The 24,920-nt window shown below is 37.9% G+C and carries 25 protein-coding genes and 1 tRNA gene; 21 read left to right on the top strand and 5 right to left on the bottom strand.

The features are described from left to right. Positions 1-54 precede the first annotated feature (54 nt). Both OZP13_RS01070 and OZP13_RS01065 read left to right on the top strand, forming a co-directional pair. Positions 55-801 (top strand): MlaE family ABC transporter permease, encoded by a 747-nt coding sequence (locus tag OZP13_RS01070; protein ID WP_281298349.1) that lies wholly within the window; start codon positions 55-57, stop codon positions 799-801. Next, positions 801-1,562, top strand: a complete 762-nt coding sequence (locus OZP13_RS01065) for an ABC transporter ATP-binding protein (protein WP_281298348.1) — start codon at positions 801-803, stop codon at positions 1,560-1,562. Before OZP13_RS01070 ends, OZP13_RS01065 begins: the two co-directional genes overlap by 1 nt. Positions 1,563-1,627: 65 nt before the next feature. Here OZP13_RS01065 and OZP13_RS01060 read toward each other — a convergent pair whose 3' ends face one another. The 4 genes from OZP13_RS01060 to OZP13_RS01045 all read right to left on the bottom strand — a co-directional run bounded on the left by OZP13_RS01060 (position 1,628) and on the right by OZP13_RS01045 (position 5,300). Further along, positions 1,628-2,686, bottom strand: coding sequence for a mannose-1-phosphate guanylyltransferase (locus OZP13_RS01060; protein WP_281298347.1), 1,059 nt, complete (start codon positions 2,684-2,686; stop codon positions 1,628-1,630). A gap of 72 nt (positions 2,687-2,758) precedes the next feature. Then, on the bottom strand, positions 2,759-3,358 hold the full coding sequence (locus OZP13_RS01055; protein ID WP_281298346.1) for a SprT-like domain-containing protein: 600 nt from the start codon (positions 3,356-3,358) through the stop codon (positions 2,759-2,761). Positions 3,359-3,372: 14 nt separating this feature from the next. Continuing rightward, positions 3,373-4,050, bottom strand: coding sequence for an SDR family NAD(P)-dependent oxidoreductase (locus OZP13_RS01050; protein WP_281298345.1), 678 nt, complete (start codon positions 4,048-4,050; stop codon positions 3,373-3,375). Positions 4,051-4,157: 107 nt separating this feature from the next. Next, positions 4,158-5,300 carry an acyl-CoA dehydrogenase family protein gene (locus OZP13_RS01045; RefSeq protein ID WP_281298344.1) on the bottom strand — a complete coding sequence of 381 codons (1,143 nt, stop codon included), beginning with the start codon at positions 5,298-5,300 and terminating at the stop codon, positions 4,158-4,160. 96 nt (positions 5,301-5,396) lie between these two features. On the opposite strand from OZP13_RS01045, the gene OZP13_RS01040 reads away from it, so the two are divergent. The 9 genes from OZP13_RS01040 to OZP13_RS01000 all read left to right on the top strand — a co-directional run bounded on the left by OZP13_RS01040 (position 5,397) and on the right by OZP13_RS01000 (position 12,825). Continuing rightward, positions 5,397-6,461: an anhydro-N-acetylmuramic acid kinase gene (locus OZP13_RS01040; RefSeq protein WP_281298343.1), complete on the top strand. Its 1,065-nt coding sequence runs from the start codon at positions 5,397-5,399 to the stop codon at positions 6,459-6,461. Between the two features lie 33 nt (positions 6,462-6,494). Next, the gene (gene nhaA / locus OZP13_RS01035; protein WP_281298342.1) at positions 6,495-7,652 is read left to right on the top strand and encodes a Na+/H+ antiporter NhaA; all 1,158 of its coding nucleotides are present in this window, start codon (positions 6,495-6,497) and stop codon (positions 7,650-7,652) included. A 97-nt stretch (positions 7,653-7,749) separates the two neighbouring features. After that, a complete protein-coding gene (locus OZP13_RS01030; protein WP_281298341.1) occupies positions 7,750-8,454 on the top strand; it encodes a MotA/TolQ/ExbB proton channel family protein in 705 nt (234 codons plus the stop codon). A 4-nt stretch (positions 8,455-8,458) separates the two neighbouring features. Then, complete coding sequence (locus OZP13_RS01025) at positions 8,459-8,854, top strand: ExbD/TolR family protein (protein WP_269241876.1); 396 nt, start codon at positions 8,459-8,461, stop codon at positions 8,852-8,854. A gap of 8 nt (positions 8,855-8,862) precedes the next feature. Further along, positions 8,863-9,702 (top strand): energy transducer TonB family protein, encoded by an 840-nt coding sequence (locus OZP13_RS01020; RefSeq protein ID WP_281298340.1) that lies wholly within the window; start codon positions 8,863-8,865, stop codon positions 9,700-9,702. A 13-nt stretch (positions 9,703-9,715) separates the two neighbouring features. Continuing rightward, positions 9,716-10,951 (top strand): bifunctional folylpolyglutamate synthase/dihydrofolate synthase, encoded by a 1,236-nt coding sequence (locus OZP13_RS01015; RefSeq protein ID WP_281298339.1) that lies wholly within the window; start codon positions 9,716-9,718, stop codon positions 10,949-10,951. 118 nt (positions 10,952-11,069) lie between these two features. Next, the gene (locus tag OZP13_RS01010) at positions 11,070-11,870 is read left to right on the top strand and encodes a hypothetical protein (protein WP_281298338.1); all 801 of its coding nucleotides are present in this window, start codon (positions 11,070-11,072) and stop codon (positions 11,868-11,870) included. Positions 11,871-12,076: 206 nt separating this feature from the next. Continuing rightward, positions 12,077-12,151: transfer RNA gene (locus tag OZP13_RS01005), tRNA-Val, on the top strand. 281 nt (positions 12,152-12,432) lie between these two features. Next, a complete protein-coding gene (locus OZP13_RS01000) occupies positions 12,433-12,825 on the top strand; it encodes a hypothetical protein (RefSeq protein WP_281298337.1) in 393 nt (130 codons plus the stop codon). Between the two features lie 73 nt (positions 12,826-12,898). Here the strand turns inward: OZP13_RS01000 and alaS are convergent, their stop codons facing one another. Further along, complete coding sequence (gene alaS, locus OZP13_RS00995; protein ID WP_281298336.1) at positions 12,899-15,529, bottom strand: alanine--tRNA ligase; 2,631 nt, start codon at positions 15,527-15,529, stop codon at positions 12,899-12,901. Positions 15,530-15,841: 312 nt separating this feature from the next. Here alaS and OZP13_RS00990 point away from each other — a divergent pair, with 312 nt between their 5' ends. The 10 genes from OZP13_RS00990 (at position 15,842) to OZP13_RS00945 (ending at position 24,861) form a co-directional block, all read left to right on the top strand. Then, positions 15,842-16,819, top strand: a complete 978-nt coding sequence (locus tag OZP13_RS00990) for a M23 family metallopeptidase (RefSeq protein ID WP_281298335.1) — start codon at positions 15,842-15,844, stop codon at positions 16,817-16,819. Between the two features lie 39 nt (positions 16,820-16,858). Then, positions 16,859-17,965 carry an AAA family ATPase gene (locus OZP13_RS00985; protein WP_269241866.1) on the top strand — a complete coding sequence of 369 codons (1,107 nt, stop codon included), beginning with the start codon at positions 16,859-16,861 and terminating at the stop codon, positions 17,963-17,965. Between the two features lie 96 nt (positions 17,966-18,061). Then, a complete protein-coding gene (locus OZP13_RS00980; protein WP_269241865.1) occupies positions 18,062-18,718 on the top strand; it encodes a DUF4276 family protein in 657 nt (218 codons plus the stop codon). Positions 18,719-18,753: 35 nt separating this feature from the next. Next, on the top strand, positions 18,754-19,086 hold the full coding sequence (locus tag OZP13_RS00975) for a MerR family transcriptional regulator (protein WP_269241863.1): 333 nt from the start codon (positions 18,754-18,756) through the stop codon (positions 19,084-19,086). Positions 19,087-19,130: 44 nt separating this feature from the next. Next, entirely contained in the window at positions 19,131-19,724 is a 594-nt protein-coding gene (locus tag OZP13_RS00970; protein WP_269241862.1) for a LemA family protein, read from the top strand. 84 nt (positions 19,725-19,808) lie between these two features. Next, positions 19,809-20,246, top strand: coding sequence for a TPM domain-containing protein (locus tag OZP13_RS00965; protein ID WP_269241861.1), 438 nt, complete (start codon positions 19,809-19,811; stop codon positions 20,244-20,246). After that, complete coding sequence (locus OZP13_RS00960) at positions 20,246-21,073, top strand: TPM domain-containing protein (protein ID WP_269241860.1); 828 nt, start codon at positions 20,246-20,248, stop codon at positions 21,071-21,073. The genes OZP13_RS00965 and OZP13_RS00960 overlap by 1 nt, the downstream gene beginning before the upstream one ends. Positions 21,074-21,139: 66 nt before the next feature. Further along, positions 21,140-21,625, top strand: a complete 486-nt coding sequence (locus OZP13_RS00955) for a tetratricopeptide repeat protein (protein ID WP_269241858.1) — start codon at positions 21,140-21,142, stop codon at positions 21,623-21,625. 11 nt (positions 21,626-21,636) lie between these two features. Beyond that, positions 21,637-22,050, top strand: a complete 414-nt coding sequence (locus tag OZP13_RS00950) for an RrF2 family transcriptional regulator (protein WP_269241857.1) — start codon at positions 21,637-21,639, stop codon at positions 22,048-22,050. A gap of 249 nt (positions 22,051-22,299) precedes the next feature. Further along, complete coding sequence (locus tag OZP13_RS00945) at positions 22,300-24,861, top strand: TonB-dependent receptor (protein WP_281298334.1); 2,562 nt, start codon at positions 22,300-22,302, stop codon at positions 24,859-24,861. Positions 24,862-24,920 lie beyond the last annotated feature (59 nt).

The following is a 24,920-nucleotide window of genomic DNA, read 5'->3' as shown; positions in this document are numbered from 1 at the left end:
GCGTACTTGTATTCTTGATTGAATACTGCAAACCGTAAACCGAACACTAAAAAAATGATGCTCATTCGCTATATATCACAGATAGGCAAATACTTCTTGATGTGGAAAGAAATTTTCAGCAAACAGACCAAATGGTCCGTGATGAGGGTACTTGTCTTCAAAGAAATTGATGATTTAATTATTGGATCACTCGGAATTGTGGCTTTTATTTCCTTTTTTGTGGGAGGTGTTGTCTCCATTCAAACCGCATTGAACCTGAACAATCCGCTAATTCCCAGAACCATTATTGGATATGCCACCCGAGAATCCGTAATATTGGAATTTGCCCCAACATTTATCTCCATTATCATGGCCGGAAAAATGGGTTCCTTTATCACGTCCAGTATTGGATCGATGCGCGTGACAGAACAAATTGATGCCCTGGAGGTTATGGGTGTGAATTCGCTAAATTACCTGGTATTTCCAAAACTTATCGCCATCCTGCTTTATCCATTCATAATTGGGATAAGCATGTTTTTGGGGGTTTTTGGCGGATATATTGCAGCCGTTTATGGTGGTTTTGCAACAAGCACCGACTTTATAGACGGTATCCAAATTAATTTTGTTCCATTTCACGTTGCTTATGCTTTTATCAAGGCTTTTGTGTTTGCCATATTATTGGCAACAATACCGTCATTTCACGGTTATTACATGAAAGGCGGCGCTCTTGAAGTGGGCAAAGCAAGTACCGTGGCATTCGTTTGGACATCGGTTACGATTATTTTGATGAATTATATCTTAACTCAATTAATGTTGACCTAATGATAGAAATAAAAAATTTAGAAAAATCGTTCGGGGATTCCAAAATTCTCAAAGGCGTTTCCGCTGTTTTCGAAACGGGAAAAACCAACTTGATTATTGGTCAAAGTGGCTCCGGGAAAACAGTTTTGCTAAAGTCATTACTTGGAATTTTTACGCCCGAAGTGGGAACCATTTCTTTTGACGGCAGAATTTATTCAGACCTAACTTCAGAAGAAAAAAGGGAATTAAGAACCGAAATTGGAATGCTTTTCCAGGGAAGTGCCTTGTTTGATTCGATGACCGTTTCAGAAAATGTGGGTTTTCCGTTGAAAATGTTTACCAATGACGACAAACATAAAATTCAAGATCGTGTTGATTTTGTGCTAAAAAGAGTGGCACTTATTGATGCCCATCATAAATTGCCTTCTGAAATTTCCGGGGGAATGCAAAAACGTGTCGCCATTGCGCGTGCCATTGTAAACAATCCCAAATACCTGTTTTGTGACGAACCCAATTCAGGACTAGACCCCAATACGGCCACATTAATCGACAATCTCATCAAGGAAATCACCGAGGAATACAACATTACCACCGTAATCAACACCCACGACATGAATTCTGTAATGGAAATTGGAGAGAATATCTTGTTCTTAAAAAATGGAGTTAAAGCTTGGGAAGGCACAAAAGAGGACATTTTCAGAACCGACAACGAAGCTGTTGTTGACTTCGTTTATTCCTCTAATTTATTCAAGAAAGTAAGAGAAGCGTATTTAAACGACTAATCATTATTTGATATAATAGACTTTGATAGATAGAGACGTTGCAGCGCAACGTCTCTACGGTGGAATTACCCTTTCAAACTGTTTACAATTCCTTTGATTTCTTGTTCTTTGCTCTTTGGATAAATCAACAAAACATTGTCTTTATCCACAATGATAAAATCCTCCAATCCATCAATAATAACTAATTTATCTTTGGCCGTACTGATAATATTGCTGGAAGAATTTTGCAAGACAACCGTGGCATTTACCACCGCATTGTTATTTTCGTCCTTCTCTAGTTTTTCGTGCAAAGACCCCCAAGTTCCAAGGTCGTTCCAATCGAAAGTGGCAGGAAGAACATAAACATTTTTGGCACTTTCCATCACGGCGTAATCTATGGAAACATTTTCGGCCAAGGCATAATTTTCTTCAATGAACGATTTTTCGGCAGCCGTGTTATAGCTTTCCAATCCTTTTTGAAACAAGGCATTCATTTGTGGTTGAAATTTTTCGAAAGCCTCGGTTATGGATTTAACGCTCCAAATAAAAATACCGCCATTCCACAAGAAATTTCCGCTTTTCAAGAACGATTTGGCTGTTTCATAATCCGGTTTTTCACGAAATTGAGATACTTTTTTAATTGGATTCGCATCCGTTTTATCGTATTCAATATAACCAAAACCAGTGTTTGGAAATGTAGGTTGAATTCCGAGAGTCATCAAGGCATTTTCTTTGGCACAAAAATCAAAACATTGCTGCAAGTTTTCGGCAAAAGCATTTTCGTCTTCTATCCAGTGATCGCTTGGTGCCACGACCATAACAGCCTCTGGATTTTGTTTTTGGATCTTCAGGGACGCATATAAAATACATGGCGCCGTATTTCGCATTGCCGGTTCCAGTAAAACTTGTTCTTGTTTCACCATTGGCAATTGTTCCAACACTATCGAATTGTATTTTTCGTTGGTTAAAATAAGGATATTCTCCACCGGAATCAATTTCGACAATCTACTGAAAGTTTTCTGAATCAAGGTTTCCCCTGCTCCCAACATGTCATGAAATTGTTTTGGAAATTCGGTAGTACTTACTGGCCAAAATCGGGAACCTACTCCACCGGCCATTATAATTGCGTAATAATTTTTATTCATCTTGATTGTTGATAAAAGACTTTGCTTTTTAGCAAAAGAGTCTTGTTCTATTTATTTAGGGTGCAAATATAATCAACTCGGCAACAATTCCACCTCTGCATTGGGATTAAAAAGATAGGTTCTTCCTGAACTTACCTCAACACATTCATAACGTTTGGTTCTTAAAACTCCTTTCTTGAAAATCTTGCCGTTGTGAATCCTGAAAATACTGTCGTAAGGAATTTCGAAAATATAATTCTTATCGTTTTGAACGTCAAACTGTTTGAGTGCCAATGTCAAAGTCGCATCGGTATCGCTGCTGGCCGTGGGGTTTTTGAAGTGTCTGGCCAACAAAGGCAACAAATGACCGGGAAAAATCTCTGGACGAATAAAGGGAATCATCAACCGTTGAAAAGAATATTTCCATTCATTCCCATGAGGTTTAATGTTGCGACCAAATTTTTCGAACGCCACCAAATGCGAAATTTCGTGAACCAGCGTAATCAAAAACTTGTATTTGTTCAAGCTGGCGTTTACCGTGATTTCATGTTTTCCACTTGGTCCTTTTCGATAATCACCATGACGGGTCACGCGTTCATTCACAATTTTGAGATGAACTTGATTGACTACAATCAGTTCAAAAACTGGTTTTACGGCGTGTTCTGGGATGTATTTCGCAAGCGTATCACTCATAATTTATAATTCAACTACGGATTCGTCGATGAAACCTGCAGCACTTTTCCGTTGTAATATTTGTTTCCGGTCAAGGCAAAATCGAAAATATAATGGGCCATTTCGTTAGCGGTAATCGGTGCTTCATAACCCGGAAATGCTTCTTGCAGCATTTCGGTCTGGACGGCGCCAAGAGCCAAAACATTGAACGAAATTCCTCTTTCCTTGTATTCTTCTGCCAATAATTCTGACAAGGTAATAACCGCTCCTTTGCTGGAACTGTAGGCTGCCAATCCCGCGAATTTCAAGCTTCCTTGTATTCCTCCCATCGAACTTATGGTAACCACGTGGCTGCCTTTTTGCAAATAGGGCAAGCAAACCCGAGTCAAATTGGCCACACCAAAAACGTTCACTTTATATATGTTTTCAAAATCTTCTTGAGTGGTTTCCGAAAAAGGTTTCAACAATAGACTTCCTGCGTTGTGGATAACTATATCCACTTTTTTCCAAGAATGGGAAAGAAAATTTTCCACTTTCTGCATTTCGTTTTCATCCGATAAATCGATGGAAAGACAACTGATATTTGAGTTTTCGATAAGGGCTTGAGGCGTTTTTCTGGAGATGGCCAATACATTGTGACCGGCATTGGCAAACTGAAGCGCCAGTTCGTAACCAATTCCTCTGGAAGTTCCCGTGATGATGATGTTTTTCATAAGGCGAAAATAAGCAAAATCTTTAAAAAAAAGTAGTTATGGTTTAATAAAAACCCTGTCAGAGTTTAAAACTCTGACAGGGTTATATCGCTACAATTAGTTTAAATTTATCCCGCAATAATACTCCTGGAAATCACGATTTTCTGAATTTCGGAAGTACCTTCGTAGATTTGGGTAATTTTGGCATCGCGCATCATTCGCTCCACGTGATATTCACGGACATAACCGTTTCCGCCATGAATTTGCACTGCCTCTACAGTGGTATCCATAGCTGTCTGTGATGCAAAAAGTTTAGCCATTGCACCACTAATATCGTAATTATGATGATTGTCTTTGTCCCAAGCCGCTTTTAAACAGAGATGACGAGCTGCTTCGATATTCAAGGCCATATCGGCAAGTTTGAAAGCAATGGCTTGATGATTGCAAATTTCCGTACCAAAGGATTTTCGCTCTTTCGAATATTTCAATGCCAATTCGTAAGCTCCAGAAGCGATTCCCAAAGCCTGAGAAGCAATTCCAATTCTTCCGCCTGCCAAGGTTTTCATCGCAAATTTAAATCCAAAACCTTCCTCTCCAATCCTGTTTTCTTTAGACACTTTTACATCGTTAAATTGCAACGAATGCGTATCAGAGCCACGAATCCCCATTTTATGTTCTTTGGGGCCAATGGAAAAACCCGGCATATCCTTAGTCATAATCAAGGCGTTGATTCCTTTGCTTTTTTTCTCGACATCGGTTTGGGCAATAATAATATAAAACGAAGCCGTATTTCCATTGGTAATCCAGTTTTTTGTTCCGTTTACCAAATAATAATCTCCCATATCAATGGCAGTTGTCTTTTGTGAAGTCGCATCACTTCCCGCTTCGGGTTCGCTCAAACAAAAGGCGCCGTGAATTTGGCCCGAAGCCAAAAGCGGCAACCATTGTTGTTTTTGTTCTTTGGTCCCAAAAGCCTGCAAACCCCAACAAACCAGCGAATTATTGACAGACATCACCACCGCTGCCGAAGCATCAACTTTGGAAATTTCTTCCATTGCCAACACATACGAAATCGTGTCGAGTCCGCTTCCGCCGTATTTTGGATCCACCATCATTCCCATAAATCCAAGCTCGCCCATTTTTTTGACTTGCTCGGCCGGAAAAATTCCCTTTTCATCTCTTTCAATTACACCAGGCAAAAGCTCGTTTTGGGCAAAATCCCTGGCGGCTTGTTGTACCATTAATTGTTCTTCGTTTAGACTAAAATCCATAATAATATAAAATTAATGTCGAATTTTGTTATAAAAACATACTCAAAGATAATTTTTTATACGGAACTTTTCAATTTTGATTCGTAAATTTGGCTAATGAAAAAAAACAACTACAACGTTATTGGAGTTATGTCAGGAACCTCGCTTGATGGCGTAGATTTATCCCATATTAAATTCCGTTTGGAAAACGACAAATGGTTTTTTGAAATTATGGAAAGCGAAACCATCGGCTACAGCCAAAGTTGGATTAACCAATTAAAATCGGCGGTCGATTATTCTGAAATGGAACTTGAAAAGTTAAACCAAGAATACACAAAACTTCTCGCTTCGATCATTTCCACTTTTATCGAAAAGCATAAAATTGAAAACCTTGATGCAGTTTGTTCTCACGGTCATACTATTTTGCACCAACCCCAAAATGGATTTACGTTGCAAATAGGCAACTTGCCCGAAATTTCTAGCTTGATTCATCAAACCGTGGTTTGTGATTTCAGGATCCAGGATGTACAACTGGGAGGTCAAGGAGCTCCTTTGGTTCCAATTGGTGACCGAATTTTGTTTTCGGAATACGATTATTGCATCAATTTGGGCGGGTTTTCGAATGTTTCTTTTGAACAAAACGGTCAACGCATTGCTTTCGATATTTCGCCGGTAAACACGGTTTTGAATTATTATGCCAATCAATTGGGATTGAATTATGACGACAAAGGCGAAATTTCCAGAACGGGCAAAATCAATGCCGATTTGTTGAACCAATTAAACGCCTTGGATTTTTACCGACAAAAATTCCCTAAATCATTGGGTTTTGAATTTGTAAAACAAGTCATTTTACCCCTAATCGAAAGTTTCGAAATTCCCATTGAAAATAAATTATGTACCTTTACCGAGCATGTTGCCTTTCAAACTGCACTGGCTTTACCTAATAAAAAAGGACGCATTTTGATAACGGGAGGTGGTGCATACAATGATTTTCTCATCGAACGTATTGACTATTATTTACCAGAAATAGAAATCGTGATTCCATCCGCCAAAATTCTAGAATTCAAGGAAGCCTTAATTTTTGCCTTATTGGGAATTCTGAAATTAAGAGATGAAATCAATGTTTTGAGCAGCGTAACGGGAGCAAAAACAGATCACAGTTCAGGAATTATTTATTCTTGATTAACCCTCTATTTTGACTATAAAAACAACATAATGAAACAACAAAAACGAACAATTTCCACCACGCTTTTTAAAGAATTTTTCGACAGCGAAAAAGCGGGAGGACTCATACTTATCGGTTGTACACTGATTTCGCTACTATTGGCCAATTCGGTTTTCAGTATCGAATACCAACATTTTTGGCACACCAATTTTGCTGGAGAATCCATAGAATACTGGATCAATGACGGACTTATGGTCATCTTCTTTTTGCTGATTGGACTCGAATTGGAACGAGAAGTGTATCAAGGAGAACTATCCAATATTAAAAATGCGCTATTACCCATTTTTGGGGCAATTGGCGGAATGTTGATTCCTGCAGCCTTGTATTTATTTTTCAATTTTGGTACCAACACCCAATCTGGAGCGGGGATTCCGATGGCTACCGACATTGCATTTGCGCTTGGAATTTTATCGTTATTAGGAAAAAGAGTCCCTACTTCCTTAAAAATATTCTTGACTGCATTGGCTGTCATAGACGACTTGGGTGCGATTTTAATAATTGCCGTTTTTTACACAAAAACATTATTTTGGAACAATCTATTGGCCGCTTTGGGAGTTTTTGTCATACTGCTAATCCTGAACCGTTTGAAAGTAAAAAACTTGATTCCCTACTTAATTGGAGGCGTCGTGATGTGGTATTTTATGCTCAATTCAGGCGTTCACGCCACTATTACGGGAGTTTTATTGGCGTTTGCCATCCCTTTTGGAGACGGAAGCAAAAAATCAATATCCATCGTTTTACAACATTTTTTACATAAACCAGTTGCTTTCATCATACTTCCCATTTTTGCATTGGCCAATACGGCAATCATTTTGAGTTCGAACATGGGCGAAATCCTTACCGAACATTACAGCATCGGAATAGCCTTGGGACTCATCGTGGGAAAACCTCTCGGGATTTTCGCATTGAGTTTCTTGGCGGTAAAATCTGGAATTTGCAAACTCCCAAGCGATTTGAATTGGAAATCAATATTTGGAGTTGGCTTTTTGGGAGGAATTGGTTTCACGATGTCCATCTTTGTCACTTTGCTGGCTTTTGACGACACCACCATTATCAACAACGCAAAATTCATCATTCTGATTTCATCCTTGACAGCGGGAATAATTGGATTTTTGAGTTTAAAATTGACCCTAAAAATGAAGCGTTAGAACATTTCATTAGACTACAATTTTTAGTAAGTTTGGGCGTTCTTAAAAACGGTGACCCCAATTTTACATTCAATACCCTTACACTAAATACAAAAAAATGATGCCTTTTCTCCAAATTGATTCAACAGCCGTGGCAACACAAGCCGCAGAGCAACTCTCCCAAAAACCCGAATTATCCGTAATGGATATTGTTTTTAGCGGCGGAATTGCCGGACAAACCATAATGGCCGCCATTTTCATAATGTTGTTTTTTGCCATTTATCTCTATTTCGAAAGACTTATGGCCATTAATGCCGCTTCAAAAATCGATTCCAATTTTATGAACAACATCAAACTGAACATCATGAAAGGCAAAATTGATGCGGCAAAAATGCTTTGTGCCCAAACCAATTCACCCGTGGCTCGATTGATAGAAAAAGGAATTTCGAGAATAGGAAAACCCCTGTCCGACATTCACACAGCCATTGAAAATGCCGGAAAGCTCGAAATCTACAAACTCGAAAAAAACGTCAGCATGCTGGCAACCATTTCCGGTGCAGGCCCCATGACCGGATTTTTGGGAACCGTTGTCGGAATGGTTATTGCCTTTCATAAAATGGCCGAAAGTGGCAACAGCAAAATAGAAATGAGCACGCTATCCGAAGGAATTTATACCGCCATGATGACTACCGTTGTTGGTTTAATCGTGGGAATCATTGCTTATGTGGGTTACAACCACCTGGTTACCAAAACCGACAAGATTGTAAACCAAATGGAAGCCAATGTGGTTGAATTTCTTGATTTGTTAAACGAACCAACCTAATCCAATGAATTTAAGAGGAAGAAATAGAGTCTCGGCTGAATTCAATATGTCATCCATGACGGATATCGTGTTTTTGTTGCTTATCTTTTTCATGATTGCATCCACAACCATCGTCTCAAATAACGCACTGGATCTAGTCCTGCCAAAATCATCCGGCAAATCCGAGGAGGTGAAAAATGTTTCGGTAAGTGTCAATAAAAATCTGGAATACTTCATCGACAAAGATCAATTTGCCGAAAACACTTTGGAAGAAAAGCTGAAAACGATGCTTGCCAACCAAGCCGATCCAACCATTCTTTTGCACGTGGAAGAAGGCGTTCCCATCGAAAAAGCGGTGACCGTCATGGATATAGCCTACAGAAATAAATTCAAAATTGTTTTGGCTGTAAGCCCAAAATAAAAAACCGAATGAAAATTTTAGAAACCGAATACGAAAAAAAATCATTTGCCCTGACAACAGTATTATTCATACTGCTGTTCTTGTTATTGTTGTTTCTAAAACTGGCCGTGGATACCGTTCCCGACAAACTCGAAGGCGGTGGCGGCGGAGAAATTGCCATCAATTTTGGGAACAGTGAACTGGGTTCGGGAAAAAATTACCAATCCAAAGACTTGTCGGCACCAACTGTAAAAGCAATTCCAATTAAATCGACAACAACCGCAGAAAAAGTCTTGACACAGGAAACCACGGAAGCACCCATCATTTCGCAAACAAAAAATCCCGAAAAAACAATCACCAAACCCATAGTCAAGGAGGCTCCAAAACCATCAAAATCAACATCGGATGCACTATCAAGCATTATGAATGGCTCCAATAAATCAGGTGACGGAAACGACAAATCTGGAGGGAATAAAGGAAAACTAAATGGCGACCCAAATGCAAAAGGTTATAATGGCGGAGGTGGATCAGGAACCGGAACTGGACTTGGAAACGGTAGCGGTTATGGTACTGGTTCAGGAAGTGGAACAGGTTCTGGAAACGGATGGAGATTGAGTGGCAGGAAATTAAGCAGCAGCGGAAAAGTGCATCAAAAGTGCAATGAATATGGAACGGTTGTAGTTCAAATTACGGTAAACCGAAATGGCGATGTAATTGCAGCAAAATATTCAAAAGGGACAACAAATACCGACCCTTGTTTAATTGAACCCGCATTGGCAACAGCCAAAAAACACAAATGGCAAGCTGACTCAAATGCACCAGAAACGCAAATAGGATTTATTACCGTAATTTTTAAATCTTCGGAATAATTTATTCAAAAAAATGAACTACCAAGAAACCATAAACTGGATGTTTAATCAATTGCCAATGTACCAACTTCAGGGCGCTTCGGCATATAAAAAAGATTTGACCAACGCCTATTTGCTGGCCAATCATCTTGGCAATCCAGAGAAAAATCTTAAATGCATTCACGTGGCAGGCACAAACGGCAAAGGATCCACCTCGCACATGTTGGCATCCGTCCTTCAGGAATCCGGATATAAAGTTGGCTTGTATACTTCTCCCCACTTAAAAGATTATAGGGAACGCATCAAAATTAACGGAGACGAAATTTCGGAAGATTTTGTTTGTGAATTCATCAACAAAAACAAGACTTTTTTTGAAGCCAACGATATGAGTTTCTTCGAAATGACCGTTGGTTTGGCTTTCGATTATTTTGCCAAAGAAAAGGTGGACATCGCCATAATAGAAGTTGGAATGGGCGGAAGATTGGATGCCACCAATATTATTACGCCATTGGTCTCGGCAATTACAAACATTGCATTGGACCATACCCAATTTCTGGGAAACACCCTCGAATCCATCGCTTACGAAAAAGCCGGAATCATCAAACCCGGAATTCCTGTTGTAATAGGAGAATACACAAATGAAACAAAACCTGTTTTTTTGGCCAAAGCCAAGGAAAATAATTCGAAAATCTATTTTGCATCGGATTTAATTCACGAAAACCATCCATCCGATTTAATTGGAGATTATCAAGTTCACAACAAAAAAACAGTGTTGCAAACCATTGCGGTAATAAATGCCCAGAATGATTTTAAAATTCACGAAACAAACATCAAATCGGGTTTATTAAATGTCGTGAAAAACACGGGACTCAAAGGAAGATGGCAAAAACTGGGCGAATCACCAAAAATTATTTGTGACACGGCCCACAACAAAAATGGATTGGAAATTGTGATGAAGCAAATTCAAAAAGAAAAATACGACACTTTACATATTGTCTTGGGTGTGGTCAACGACAAGGATCTGGATGAAGTTTTGCCTCTTTTCCCTACCGCTGCCATTTACTATTTCTGCAAACCTAACATTCCTCGTGGGCTAGAAGCAGTTCTTCTGCAAGAGAAGGCCCAAAAATTCAACCTAAAAGGAAAAACATACCACTCAGTAACAGAAGCTTATGACGCATCAAGGAATATGGCCACAAAAAATGATTTTGTTTTTGTGGGAGGAAGTACCTTTGTAGTGGCTGAACTACCATTAAACACGGCAATTTAACACATATGATGATTTTTTGTTTGTAATTTATGTTAATTTTTTACAAATAGTTGACCATTAATTGATTAGCTTTAACTCTTGTTCTTCAATTAATTATTCATTAAACAACTAAGTCATCATGAAAAAAAGCAACTTTTTAGTGTTGGGAATGTTAATTTTTACATTTCTATTGAGCGTGAATGTCAGTGCTCAAGAAGATCCAAAACCGGTTTATATCGTAATTACAACCATGTATCGAAATCTTGATTCCGACAGAGCCGATTGGCAAAAAACCGAACAGGAATACTATGACAAGGTTACCAGCAAGAATGATTTAATAATTGGCTCTGAAATCCTGACACATTATTACACCGCAAACAGTTCCGAAGTTTTACACGTTTCAGTTTATAAAACATGGGAAGACATCGAAAAAGTTAATGATATTACGGACGAATTAATCAAGAAAGCCTGGCCGGACGAAAAAGCGAGAAAAGCTTTTTTTGACAAACAAAGGAGCTATTACATCACCAAACATTCTGATGAAATTTACACTTCTCAACCAATGGTAGGCGAAAAACAATTGAAAACCGATTCAAAAGAACCCATGATCGTATATATTCGCAGGTCTCAACTATCAATGAATGGGCAAGGCAAAGGATTGAAAGAATTTAACGAGAAAGTAACGATGAAAAATCCTTACATCAAAGCTTATTATCCACATCGCCATGCTTGGGGATCAGACAGCAGGGATTTTATGGAAGCCTTCTTGTTTGATTCGATGTCGGATATGGAAAAATCAAGCGACAAGGATGATGAATTAATCAAAGCAGCTTGGCCCAAAGAAGCAGACAGAAAAGCTTTTTTTGACGAAATGAGAAAAGCATTCACGGGTCTTCATGGCGATTATGTTTATCGCAACGAGCCTACAATGTCGAGATAATTGTCAAACAACACCACAAACTCCGTTTTCAAGACAGAAACGGAGTTTGTTTGGAATTTTTACCACATCTTAATAATTTAAATACCAACACAATACATTCTTCTTCAAAAAAAATATGGAAATTTTCATCAAAATGTTTTGGAAAAGCAAAAAACCACCCTATATTTGCACTCGCAATCACGAAATGATAGCAGCCTAATAAAATAGGGCGATTAGCTCAGCTGGTTCAGAGCACCTCGTTTACACCGAGGGGGTCGGGGGTTCGAACCCCTCATCGCCCACAAAACTTCTCAAGAAATTGGGAAGTTTTTTTTTACACGTTACCAAGATTTAATCCGTTTAATCCTTTATTGATCCACGAATTTTCAATAAATTTTTTCGATATATTATTACCTGGCGTTAGTTTTTTCTTTATTACCTCAATTCAGCACTCTTTTTCAAGGCAATGCGATGTATTGGAAACAGAATTTATTACATAAATTTGATGTTAACTTGCATTTTTATTTACATTTGCAAAAGTTACCCACAACTAAACAAACTCCAAACCTACAAACAGAATAAAATGAAGAAAACCCTTTTGACAACAATTTTTATCACATGCCTTACTTTAACGGCAGTGGCACAAGAAAAAGCGGAGGTTAAGACTCCTACAGAAAAAACTGCTTCCAAAGAAGATAAAGAAGCAGGAAAAGCCAAAAAAGAAGCCAACCTTCTAGAAGCGTTCAAAATAGCTGCAATAACACCGGAAGAACAAGTAAAAATGAGAGAATTTATAGCAGAAAGCGGTGAATACGGCAAACAACTCAGAGCCGACCCCGATTTTACTGATGAAGAAAAAATCATGAAAGCTAAAGTGTATAGCAAAATCAAAAATGCGAGAATGAAGGAATTATTGGGTGAAGCGAAATACAAAGCCTACAGGGAAGCCGTAAATGCGCAAAAGAAAACAAAATAAATTCAAATAAAAAAGGGTTTGACTAAAGCCAAACCCTTTTTATTTTGATGTTCTTTGAAGTGAGAACTATTTGTTATTTCACAAAATCAATCGCTTTTGACAAAGCTTCCTGGATTCCTTCCACTTTTTTACCTCCTGCGGTTGCAAAAAATGGCTGACCACCACCTCCACCTTGGATGAATTTCCCTAACTCACGAACCACGGCTCCTGCATTTAGATTTTTCTCGGCAACTAATTCTTTCGAAATATAACAGCTCAACATTGGTTTTCCTTCTTCGGCTGTTGCGAGTACCAAGAATAAGTTTGTTCCTAAAGTCCCCAGTTCATAAGCCAAATCCTTTGCCCCTTCTGGACTCAAATCGACTTGTTTGGCAAGGAATTGTACACCGTTAACTTCTTGAAGTTCCTGAGCCAATTCTCCTTTCATGTTTTTGGCTTTATCTTTCAACAAAACCTCCAATTGTTTTTTCAATTTCGCATTTTCATCTTGCAACGAATGAACCGTTTTGATTACATCTTGAGGATTTTTCAAAACCGATTTAACCTCGCTCAAAGTATTTTCCTGAGTTTCAAAATAGGCCTTCACTGCATCGCTGGTAATCGCTTCGATACGACGAATTCCTGCTGCAACGGCGCCTTCTGAAATAATTTTGAAATGCCAAATTTCTGCCGTGTTTTTTACGTGAATTCCTCCACACAATTCCATACTTTCCCCAAACTTGATGGCACGAACGGTATCGCCATATTTTTCACCAAACAAAGCCATTGCGCCTTCGTCAACAGCTTGCTGGAAAGGAATATTTCTTCTTTCTATCAAAGGCAATTGCTCTTGAATTCTGGCGTTAACAAAATCTTCCACTTGAGTCAATTCATCATCTGTCATTTTAGAGAAATGAGAAAAATCGAAACGCAAATTTCTAGAATTTACCAAAGACCCTTTTTGTTCCACGTGAGTTCCAAGAATACTTCTCAAAGCTTGATGCATCAAGTGTGTAGCTGAGTGATTTGCCGCCGATTTGCGTCTTAAATCTGGCCCAACGATTACTTTGAAAATCTCGGTCAAATTAGCCGGTAATTCTTTTGTAAAATGAATTATCTGGTTGTTTTCTTTTTTGGTATCAATTATATAAATAACATCTCCGTTGGCGGTTTCAAGAACCCCGACATCTCCGACTTGTCCTCCCCCTTCTGGATAAAATGGTGTCATATTGAAAACCAATTGGTAAATCTCGCCGTCTTTTACACTTTCTACCTTTCTATAACGAGTGATTTTTACTTTTGCTTCCGTATAATCATATCCTATAAACTCTTGTTCTTCGTCATCGACCAAAATCTGCCAATCTCCAGCTTTCACTTTGGAAGCCGCACGAGAACGCTCTTTTTGTTTTTGCAATTCCGCTTCGAAAGCCGCTTCGTCTAAACTCAATCCTTTTTCGGAAAGAATCAAAGCCGTCAAATCGATTGGAAAACCATAGGTATCAAACAGTTCAAACGCTTTTTTACCTGAAATAACAGTTTCTTTTGAATTGGCAATTATATTTTCCAACAAAACCAAACCTTGATCCAAGGTTCTTAAAAAAGAATTTTCTTCTTCTCGAATCACGTTGGTGCAAAGTGTTTTTTGCGATTTTATTTCTGGGAACGAACCTCCCATTTGTGTACTCAAAGTTTCAACCAATTTATATATAAATGGTTCTTTTGTATTCAGAAAGGTAAAACCGTAACGAATGGCGCGACGCAAAATCCTGCGAATTACGTAACCCGCTCCAGTATTAGACGGCAATTGACCATCGGCAATGGAGAAAGCAACTGCACGAACGTGATCTGCAATGACGCGAATGGCAATATTTACTTTATCTTCTTCTTCGTTGGATGCTTTTATGGTATATTTTGCTCCTGTAATTAATTCGATTTCTCTAATAAGTGGTGTAAAAACATCAGTGTCATAGTTAGACTGAACGCCTTGCAAAACCATACACAATCTTTCGAATCCCATTCCGGTATCGACGTGTTGTGCCGGCAATTTTTCCAATGAACCATCGGCTTTACGGTTGAATTCCATAAATACGTTGTTCCAAATCTCGACAACGTGTGGATGGTCATTGTTTACCAATGATTTTCCTGAAACCAAGGCTTTTTCTTCGGCAGAACGAATGTCCACGTGAATTTCGGAACAGGGTCCGCAAGGCCCTTGATCGCCCATTTCCCAGAAATTGTCTTTCTTGTTTCCAAGAATAATTCGGTCTTCATCGATTAAGGTTTTCCAAATATCGTATGCTTCTTGGTCGAAAGGAACGTTTTCTTCGGCATTTCCTTCAAAAACGGAAACGTAAAGAATGTCTTTTGGTATTTTATACACTTCGGTCAATAATTCCCAAGCCCAGTTGATGGCTTCTTTTTTGAAATAATCGCCAAAAGACCAGTTCCCCAACATTTCGAACATTGTGTGGTGGTAGGTATCAATACCAACTTCCTCTAAATCGTTGTGTTTTCCGGAAACTCGAAGACATTTTTGTGTATCGGCAATTCTTTTGCTTTTCGGCGTGGCGTTACCCAAAAAATATTCTTTGAACTGTGCCATTCCCGAGTTGTTGAACATCAGGGTTGGGTCGTTTTTGAGCACTATTGGCGCTGATGGAACTATTAAATGTCCTTTGCTTTCGAAAAAATCCAGAAATTGTTTGCGTACGTCTTGTGATTTCATTTTTATTGTTTGTTTGCCACTAAGGCTCTAAGGCACAAAGTTTTTTTAATTATACTGTTATTTTATGCCCCAGATAGAAGTGGAAAGCTTCGAAGTTTTGAAATCTATTTTTTCTTGAGGTGGCAGAGCGACCAAAGGAAGCTCCTGCTGGCTCATTAGAAAAAAGGATTTCAAGACGAGAACTTGCAACGAATAGCTGGAAAAGGCACATTAAAATATTTATTATCGAAAAAAGGGTGTGAGAAATGAAACATTTATTAAATTTGTTCGACTAACCTTTTCACGATGTGCAAAAATAGGGTATTTTAAAATATGGCGAAAGTAAAATATTATTACGATTCCGAAAATCTAGCCTATAGAAAGATAATAACAAAAACCAGGAAGAAAATTGGCGTTGTTTTGTTGTTTTTAGTGGCTTCGGCGTTGTTTGGTTTTTTGAGTGTTATCGCTTTATTGAATACACCTTATTTTGAAACTCCAAAAAACAGGAAACAGGCTCGTGAAATCGAGAATTTAAAATTGCGTTATGCCATCTTGAACAAAAAAATGGACGAGGTGGAAAGCGTCATCGAATTTATTGAAGACCGGGACAATAATTTATACAGGGTGTATTTCAACGCTTCGCCCATTCCCGAGGAGGAACGAAAATCCGGTTTTAAGGAGGTTGACCGATACAAGGAATTGGAAGGCTACGACAATTCGCAGTTGGTGACCAACACCACCAAAAGAATTGACGTGATTCGGAAAGAATTGGCCATACAATCGAAATCATTGGACGATATTTTGAAAATGGCCAAGGCAAAAGACAAATTATTGGCAGCAATACCGGCGATTCAACCCGTGAAAAACGAGAATTTGAAGCGAATGGTTTCGGGTTTTGGATACCGAACGGATCCGTTTACCAAGGCGAGAAAAATGCACGAGGGAATGGATTTTACCGCTAAAACGGGGACTCCTATTTATGCCACTGGCGACGGGGTTGTAGCGCGAGCAGACAATACGGCTTCGGGATTTGGAAATCATATCGTGATCAGACACGGTTTTGGATATGAAACTTTATATGCGCATCTTAGCCGATACAAATGCAGGGCTGGCCAACGGATAAAACGTGGTGACGTAATTGGTTATGTGGGAAGCACGGGAAGATCGGAAGGGCCGCATTTGCATTACGAAGTGCATAAAAACGGCAAGGTTATGAATCCGCTCAACTTTTATTATGGCAATATTTCGGCGGTGGAATATGTGGCCATCGCGCAATTGGCAAATCAAGAAAATCAATCGTTTGACTAGTATTTTTTGAAAAGCTTAGGATTTAAGAAACAACTATTTATGATTGATTATTTAGAAATAAAAGGATACAAATCGATTAAGAAATTAGAATTGGAATTAAAACCAATCAATATTCTTATTGGCAGCAACGGTGTGGGAAAAAGTAATTTTATTTCATTTTTCAAACTCATCAATGCTATTTTTAATGAACGCTTACAGAAATTCGTATTAGAAGAAAAAGTTGATAATTTGCTTTATTTTGGAAGAAAAAGAACTGAAAATCTGTTTGGAAAACTAATTTTCAATAGCGGAGACAACAACAATAATGCTTACTTTTTTAACCTAGCTCAGACCAAAGAAGGCGGATTATATTTTGAGAAAGAGGCTTCTGGATTTAATGTTTCAAAAGAAAACAACACCAATGGATATTATTATTCATCTAATATAGAAGAAAGCAACATTACAAAAAATGGTTCTTACAGAAATAATTACCTAAAAGACCATTTAAAAAACATTCAGGTATTCCATTTTCACGATACCTCTTCTACTTCATTTTTAAGAAGAGAATGTGATATAAATGACAATCTGTATTTGAAACAAGACGGAAGAAACCTCCCTGCTTTTCTTTATTTATTAAAAATCAACCATCCTAAAATTTACAACAGAATTGAAAAAACAATACAATCTGTTGCTCCTTATATTGATAAATTAATTTTAGAACCAAATCGATTGGACGAAAATGAAATTGCCATACGATGGATTGACAAAGGAGATGCTGAAAGTAATTTTTCTGCCTATCAATTATCCGATGGAACATTGCGTTTTATTGCATTAACTACATTATTGATGCAACCAACTCCTCCATCAGTAATTATTATAGACGAACCAGAATTGGGCTTACACCCATTTGCCATTGGCAAATTGGCTGGAATGATACAAGTTGCATCCAGCAAGTCTCAAGTAATTGTAGCCACACAATCACCAGGATTAATAAGTAAATTTAATCCTGAAGACATTGTTGTTATTGACAGAAGCGTAGCAGAAAACCAAACTGTTTTTAATAGATTAAATTCAGAGGATTTAAAAATATGGTTGGATGATTTTACATTGGGAGATTTATGGGAAAGAAATATTATTAATTCAGGACAAACTTTCGTAAAAATATAATATGAAATCGCCATTAACAAGAAGTTTGCGCAAGCAAACACCAATGAGAAAAAAGGCGATACCATATGTGACCGCTGAAAAATATAATTTACACATATGAAACGCATCATTATAATTTGTGAAGGACAAACTGAACAGGAATTTTGCAATGACATTTTGCAACCTCATTTCAATCAATTTGGGATTATTATTCAAAACCCAACAATTAAAAAAACAGCAGGTGGAATCGTGAATTGGTCATCACTGAAACATCAAATTGAAACACATTTAAAACAAGACCAAACAGCTTACATAACCACTTTAATCGATTTTTACGGCATTCACGCCAATCATAATTATCCGAATTGGACACAAGCCAATAAACAAACTGATAAAAATATCGGAATGGATTTGATGGAAGAAGGGATGTTAGCTGATATTCAAGTGCAATTACAAATTAGATTTATTCCATATATTCAATTACACGAATTTGAAGGATTATTATTTTGTAATATTGATGTTTTTAATAATGGATTTGAAGAAAATGAATTTTTAGATTACAATTATTTGGTCGAAACCATAGATAATAATCAAAATCCAGAATTAATTAATGACAGCAACATTACAGCTCCATCCAAAAGATTAACAAGAATAATAAAAGATTACTCTAAAGTTACTCACGGTTCTTTAATAGCTCAAGATATTGGCATAAATAAAATAAGAAATAAATGTCCAAGATTCAATAAGTGGATTTCAACATTAGAAAAGATATAAAAAGTATTTAGTTGACAAAAAAATAAAATATAACTATGCATATAGAGTTATCTAAAGACAAAAGATATTACAGCATTGGCGAAGTTGCCAAAGCTTTTGACGTGAATGCCTCACTTATTCGCTTTTGGGACAGTGAATTTGACATTCTTAAACCAAAAAAAAACGCCAAAGGAAACCGAATGTTTACGCCCGAAGACGTGAAAAACCTGCAATTAATTTACCATTTGGTCAAAGAAAGAGGTTTCACGCTCGAAGGTGCAAGAACACATTTGAAAGAAGGACAAAAGAAAACTTTGGACAAATTTGACATCATCAGCAAACTGGAAACCATAAAAGTACAGTTGACGAATATCAAAAACGAACTTTAAAAAATTAAATCAAAAATAAACACTAAACTTTAAATTAAACAAAAATGGATTTTAAAAAATTTTTACCTTGGATTATTGCAGCAGTTTTCATTATTGGAATTTACAGCTGGGTTAAAGGAATTAATAATACTGCAGTGACTTTAAGTCAAACTGTGGAGCAATCTTGGGGTGACGTACAAACGGCCTACCAAAGAAGAAATGACCTTATCGGAAACTTGGTAAATACCGTAAAAGGTGCTGCCGATTTCGAAAAAAGCACTTTGACTGCCGTTATTGAAGCTAGAGCAAAAGCCACTCAAGTAACTGTTGACCCTGCCAATATCACTCCAGAGCAGTTAGCACAATTCAACCAAGCTCAGAGTGGGGTAAGCAGTTCTTTATCGAGATTATTGGTGACAGTAGAACAATATCCTGAATTGAAAGCCAATGCTAATTTCTTGAAATTACAGGACGAATTGGCAAGTACGGAAAATCAAATCCTGACAGCCAGAACACGTTTTAACGAAGCGGTTAAACCTTACAATACCCACATCAAAACATTCCCGAATTCAATATTTGCAGGTATGTTTGGATTTAAGGAAAAAGCGTATTTTCAATCTGTGGCAGGTGCCGAGAAACCTGTTGAAGTAAAATTCTAAAAAAAATCTAACACAGATTTCACAAATTATCACAAATTTAAATCTGTGGCAATTTGCGAAATCTGTGTTCAAAACATAAAAAAAATGTCAAAAGTAGAAGATTTTTTAACCACTGAAGAAGAACAAGCAATTGTTGAAGCTATTCGTATGGCTGAAAAGGAAACTTCTGGCGAGATAAGAGTCCACATAGAAAAAACAACTTCCAAAGCTCCTTTTGACAGGGCTTTGGAAGTTTTTCACGAATTGGGAATGGATGAAACCGACCTCAAAAACGGGGTTTTGATTTACCTGGCCGTAGAAGATCATCATTTTGTGATTTGCGGAGACAAAGGCATAAACGAGGTAGTTCCAAAAGACTTTTGGGATTGTACCAAAGAGGCTATGGCTGCCCAATTCAAAAACGGAAATTTTAAGCAAGGACTAATTGACGGCATCACTAGAGCCGGTGCAAAATTGCAAGAATACTTTCCTTATCACGAAAGTGACACGAATGAATTATCAAACGAAATATCTAAAGGATAATGAAAATTACGAAGTACGAGATACGAGATACGAAATACCAAGGAATTTCAAAAATTCTTTTTTTCGTTTTAGTGTTATTTAATGTATCAAATGCATTTGCCCAATTTACCATTCCGGAAAAGCCCAGTTTTCAAACTTCGGTTTATGATTATGCCAATGTTTTAAGTGCCGATGAAAAAACGCAATTAGAAGAAAAACTCGTTCGTTATTCTGATTCTACATCAACGCAAATCATGGTTGTTACCATCGAAAGCCTGAAAGGCGAAGACGTGAGCCAGTTAGCCACAAAATGGGCACATACTTGGGGATTAGGCCAAGCCAAGGAAGACAATGGAGTCATAATATTGGTTGCCAAAGAGGAAAGAAAAATTGCCATCAACCCAGGATATGGATTGGAAGATCGATTAACAGCCGGAATTGGAGGAGAAATAATCCGAAACATTATCATCCCTGAATTTAAAGGCGGAAGTTACTACAATGGCTTGGACAAAGGTGCCGATGCGCTTTTTGATGTTTTCAAAGGCAAATACAAAGGCGAACGAAAACAATCCAAAGGAAAAAATTTCCCTATTTTACCGATAATAATCATCGCAGTCATAGTACTTGTCCTGATTTCCAGAAATAAAGGCGGAGGTGGAAATTCAGGAAATTCTGGTGGCGGTGGACCAAGTTTGCTCGATGTAATTATCTTGAGTAATTTGGGTCGCGGAGGAGGATTTGGTGGAGGTTCTGGCGGATTTGGCGGAGGCTCTTCAGGTGGAGGAGGATTTGGCGGTGGATTCGGCGGCGGCGGATTCTCTGGTGGAGGAAGCAGCGGAAGTTGGTAGAAACAGTAATCAGTGTTCAGTCGCAGTGTTCAGTAATTAGTTTTCAGTTAAAAATTATAGTGAAAAATGGCTTCAAAAATCCCCGTCATTAAGCAAGTAGCTTGGATCTCTTTGATTCCCCAGATTGCTTTTATACTTATATTAATTTCTATTTACAATCAATTTGGTTTTAAAGATGCGGGATTATATGGAGCTTTGACCTATCTGATTCTTTCTATGGGTTTACGCTATTTTATTCCAAAAAATCATAGAGAAGGAATGAAACTAACAAAAAACAATCAATTTGAAAAGGCAATTGCTGAATATGAAAAAAGCTATCAATTCTTTACCAAAAATGATTGGATTGACAAATATCGATTCATCACCCTTCTAAGTTCTTCAAAAATGAATTACAGGGAAATGGCCTTGTGTAATATCGCTTTCTGTTATGGCCAAATTGGAAACGGAACAAAAGCGATTGAATTTTACCAAAAAACTCTTGTTGAATTTCCTGAAAATGGAATAGCCGAAAGTGTCTTGAAAATGTTAAATCTAACAATCGACAATAAATAAAATAGAAATAAATGCTGTCACAAAAAACCAAATATGCTCTTAAAGCCCTGCTCTATTTAGCCCAGCAAGAAGAAGGCCACATTGCCAGGACTATCGAAATTGCAGAAGGTGCCAATATCCCAAAAAAGTTTTTGGAGCAAATCTTGTTGGAGCTCAAAAGAGGCCATTTCGTGAGCAGCAAACAGGGTAAATTAGGAGGTTATTATCTTATAAAATCCAAAAACACGATAACACTAGCCGATATTCATCGATTATTTGATGGCGCCATTGCACTTCTCCCTTGTGCTTCCTTAAATTTTTACGAGCCTTGCCTGGACTGCAAAACCGAGTCTGAATGCATACTGAGACTGGGATTAATAGCTGTTCGAGAAAAAACTTTGGTAGCAATGGAAGGTATTACTATTGCTTCATTGGCAAAAAAATAAAAAAATATTTTTTAAACTCTACTAGTTTTATAGAATTAATTATATATTTGCCCCGGAATTACGATCATTAGTAACATTACAAATTTAAAAGCATGAAAACGTACCAAGGCAAATTCGATTTATTAGAAGAACAATCCAAAAAAAAATTACCGGTAAAAGTTGATAAAAAAGATTATGAAATGATGTGTATGTGTTAGTCAAAAAAAAATTGAAAATAAACTCTACTAATTACATATAACATATATAATAATGAAAACTATTTACACAAAAACAATAACGACCTTAATTTTAATTTTAATTTTCTCAAATTCCTATGGTCAAAACCTTTTAGAAGGAGAAGTTAAAAACGATGATAATTCACCTATAGAAGGTGTTAATATAATTGTAAAAGGAACTACCAACAATGCAACTTCTGATATTAATGGTAAGTTTTCCATACAAGCCAAAGCATTACCATTTACAATTATTGTGCAATATGCAGGTTATAATACAAAAGAACTTAAAATAAACGAACTACCTACTAATGCAAAACCATTACAAATAACTATTTCTACTGGAGAGGAAAAAGTGCTGTCTGAGGTAGTTGTTACATCAAGACGGAGAATAGAAAAAGTACAAGATATTCCAATTGCCGTATCAGTAGTAACAGGAAAGCAAGCAGAACAAGCAGGAGCTTTCAACGTGAATCGCATCAAGGAATTGGTACCATCGGTTCAGCTGTATTCGTCAAATCCAAGAAATACTGGAATCAACATTCGTGGCCTAGGTTCTCCTTTTGGACTTACCAATGACGGAATCGATCCAGGCGTAGGTTTCTATGTTGATGGGGTCTATTATGCACGTCCAGCGGCAACCACTTTAGATTTTATTGATGTAGAACGAATTGAGGTATTGCGTGGCCCACAAGGCTCCTTGTTTGGAAAAAACACGACTTCTGGTGCTTTTAACATTACGAGCCGCAAAGCTAGCTTCACGCCAGGTGCCAATTTTGAAGTGAGTTACGGAAATTATGCCTATCTACAAGCCAAAGCTTCGATTACAGGACCTTTTAGCGAAAAGATTGCAGGTCGAATCTCTTTTTCAGGCACACAACGTGATGGAATAATCGAAAATGTTGCAACTGGAAAACCTACCAATACATTAAACAATCAAGGAATAAGAGGACAATTACTTTATACGCCGTCCGATAATACCAATTTCACGTTGGCGGCCGATATCACGACTCAACATAATGACGGATATGCACAAGTAGTTGCCGGAATTGCTCCTACTAAAAGAGCTGCTTACCGCCAATTCAACGCTATTATTGCCGATTTGAACTACCAACTTCCAAGTTTGAATGCCTTTGACCGCAAAATAGACCACGATACTCCTTGGCGTTCCAATCAAGATTTAGGTGGAGCATCACTTAATATCGACACAAAAATTGGAGGAGGAACACTAACCTCAACAACAGCTTGGCGTTTTTGGACTTGGGATCCATCCAATGATAGGGATTTTACGGGTTTGCAAGTACTTGCCAAATCACAAAACCCTTCCAGACAGACTCAAATAACCCAAGAGGTTCGTTATGCTGGTCAACTTACTTCTAAAATAAGTGGTGTTGTAGGCGTGTTTTTTATTGACCAAACTTCAAAAACAAAAGGTACCGAAGAATCCGGAGATGCCCAATGGCGTTTCTCCCAAAGCACTACCAATACGGCTTTATGGAAAACCCCAGGTCTTTTTGAAGGATACGGAATAAAAACCAATGCCAAAATACATTCAACCAGTGCGGCAGTATTTGGTCAATTGGATTGGGCAATAACTGATCGTTTGCACGTACTACCGGGCTTACGATACAATTATGACAAGAAAGCGGCCGATTATGATCGAAAAACCTACGGAGGTCTTCAAACTTCCGACCCTGCTTTGATTGCCTTGAAAAAATTGGTTTATACCGATCAAAATTTTGCTTCTGATGTTGATGATACCGATTTTTCAGGAAACATAACCATTTCATATAAGGCATCAGACAAAATCAATGCCTATGCCACTTATGCCAAAAGTTACAAACCCGTTGGCGTGAATGTCGCTGGACTTCCAACCGTTGCTGGCCAACCAGCTCTTGATCTTGCCGTAATTAAACCCGAGGATGTAAACCATTATGAATTTGGAATAAAAACTTCTCCTTTGAAAAATTCCATATTGAACTTGACCTACTTTAATACAGAAATTAAAGATTTTCAAACCAATGTTCAAGCTGCTGAACTGGGCGTGAATCGCGGCTATTTGGCCAATGCCGATAAAGTACGTGTAAAAGGTGCTGAACTAGATGCCAGTTTTATGGTTGACAAACATTTTTCTATCAATGCAGCCGCAACTTACACTGACGGCAAATATGTAAAATTCACCAATGCACCACTACCATTGGAAGAAACTGGAGCAGCAGTATCCTTCAAAGATGTTTCGGGAACGGATTTGCCAGGGGTTTCAAAATGGTCAGGAAGCCTTGGAGGTGAATATTCCAAAAATGCTAAATTCTTCGGAAGCTTGGGTAAATTTTTCATCGCCCTTGATGGTTATGCTCGTTCTGAATTCTCTTCAAGTCCATCGGCTTCGAAATATCTGGTAGTTCCTGGCTATGCCATCTTCAATGGTCGTTTAGGCTTCCGTGTTGCAGATGGATTGTCTGCCCACATTTGGGGACGCAACCTTTTAGACAAAGATTATTACGAGCAATTGTTGCCAGCTGGTGGAAACTCGGGACAATATGCCGCAGTGTTGGGAGACCAAAGAACGTACGGAATAACTTTGAGATACGCTTTGTAACACTAACAACCTATTGAATAAAAAAGCCAACAAATTGATTTTTGTTGGCTTTTTGATTT

It is taken from the genome of Flavobacterium limnophilum, assembly GCF_027111315.2.
GTDB lineage: Bacteria > Bacteroidota > Bacteroidia > Flavobacteriales > Flavobacteriaceae > Flavobacterium > Flavobacterium limnophilum.
This window is presented reverse-complemented; position numbering and strand designations above follow the sequence as displayed.

Bases quoted from the DNA above. Each gene is read 5' to 3' on its own strand.
- OZP13_RS00980 (WP_269241865.1), top strand. From the start codon at position 18,062: ATGAAACGCATCATTATAATTTGTGAAGGACAAACTGAACAGGAATTT.
- OZP13_RS01000 (WP_281298337.1), top strand. From the start codon at position 12,433: ATGAAGAAAACCCTTTTGACAACAATTTTTATCACATGCCTTACTTTA.
- OZP13_RS00955 (WP_269241858.1), top strand. From the start codon at position 21,140: ATGGCTTCAAAAATCCCCGTCATTAAGCAAGTAGCTTGGATCTCTTTG.
- OZP13_RS01010 (WP_281298338.1), top strand. From the start codon at position 11,070: ATGAAAAAAAGCAACTTTTTAGTGTTGGGAATGTTAATTTTTACATTT.
- OZP13_RS00990 (WP_281298335.1), top strand. From the start codon at position 15,842: ATGGCGAAAGTAAAATATTATTACGATTCCGAAAATCTAGCCTATAGA.
- nhaA (WP_281298342.1), top strand. From the start codon at position 6,495: ATGAAACAACAAAAACGAACAATTTCCACCACGCTTTTTAAAGAATTT.
- OZP13_RS01025 (WP_269241876.1), top strand. From the start codon at position 8,459: ATGAATTTAAGAGGAAGAAATAGAGTCTCGGCTGAATTCAATATGTCA.
- OZP13_RS01065 (WP_281298348.1), top strand. From the start codon at position 801: ATGATAGAAATAAAAAATTTAGAAAAATCGTTCGGGGATTCCAAAATT.
- OZP13_RS00945 (WP_281298334.1), top strand. From the start codon at position 22,300: ATGAAAACTATTTACACAAAAACAATAACGACCTTAATTTTAATTTTA.
- alaS (WP_281298336.1), bottom strand. From the start codon at position 15,529: ATGAAATCACAAGACGTACGCAAACAATTTCTGGATTTTTTCGAAAGC.
- OZP13_RS00965 (WP_269241861.1), top strand. From the start codon at position 19,809: ATGTCAAAAGTAGAAGATTTTTTAACCACTGAAGAAGAACAAGCAATT.
- OZP13_RS01070 (WP_281298349.1), top strand. From the start codon at position 55: ATGATGCTCATTCGCTATATATCACAGATAGGCAAATACTTCTTGATG.
- OZP13_RS00960 (WP_269241860.1), top strand. From the start codon at position 20,246: ATGAAAATTACGAAGTACGAGATACGAGATACGAAATACCAAGGAATT.
- OZP13_RS01055 (WP_281298346.1), bottom strand. From the start codon at position 3,358: ATGAGTGATACGCTTGCGAAATACATCCCAGAACACGCCGTAAAACCA.
- OZP13_RS01015 (WP_281298339.1), top strand. From the start codon at position 9,716: ATGAACTACCAAGAAACCATAAACTGGATGTTTAATCAATTGCCAATG.
- OZP13_RS00970 (WP_269241862.1), top strand. From the start codon at position 19,131: ATGGATTTTAAAAAATTTTTACCTTGGATTATTGCAGCAGTTTTCATT.
- OZP13_RS01040 (WP_281298343.1), top strand. From the start codon at position 5,397: ATGAAAAAAAACAACTACAACGTTATTGGAGTTATGTCAGGAACCTCG.
- OZP13_RS00985 (WP_269241866.1), top strand. From the start codon at position 16,859: ATGATTGATTATTTAGAAATAAAAGGATACAAATCGATTAAGAAATTA.
- OZP13_RS01020 (WP_281298340.1), top strand. From the start codon at position 8,863: ATGAAAATTTTAGAAACCGAATACGAAAAAAAATCATTTGCCCTGACA.
- OZP13_RS01045 (WP_281298344.1), bottom strand. From the start codon at position 5,300: ATGGATTTTAGTCTAAACGAAGAACAATTAATGGTACAACAAGCCGCC.
- OZP13_RS01030 (WP_281298341.1), top strand. From the start codon at position 7,750: ATGATGCCTTTTCTCCAAATTGATTCAACAGCCGTGGCAACACAAGCC.
- OZP13_RS00950 (WP_269241857.1), top strand. From the start codon at position 21,637: ATGCTGTCACAAAAAACCAAATATGCTCTTAAAGCCCTGCTCTATTTA.
- OZP13_RS01050 (WP_281298345.1), bottom strand. From the start codon at position 4,050: ATGAAAAACATCATCATCACGGGAACTTCCAGAGGAATTGGTTACGAA.
- OZP13_RS01060 (WP_281298347.1), bottom strand. From the start codon at position 2,686: ATGAATAAAAATTATTACGCAATTATAATGGCCGGTGGAGTAGGTTCC.
- OZP13_RS00975 (WP_269241863.1), top strand. From the start codon at position 18,754: ATGCATATAGAGTTATCTAAAGACAAAAGATATTACAGCATTGGCGAA.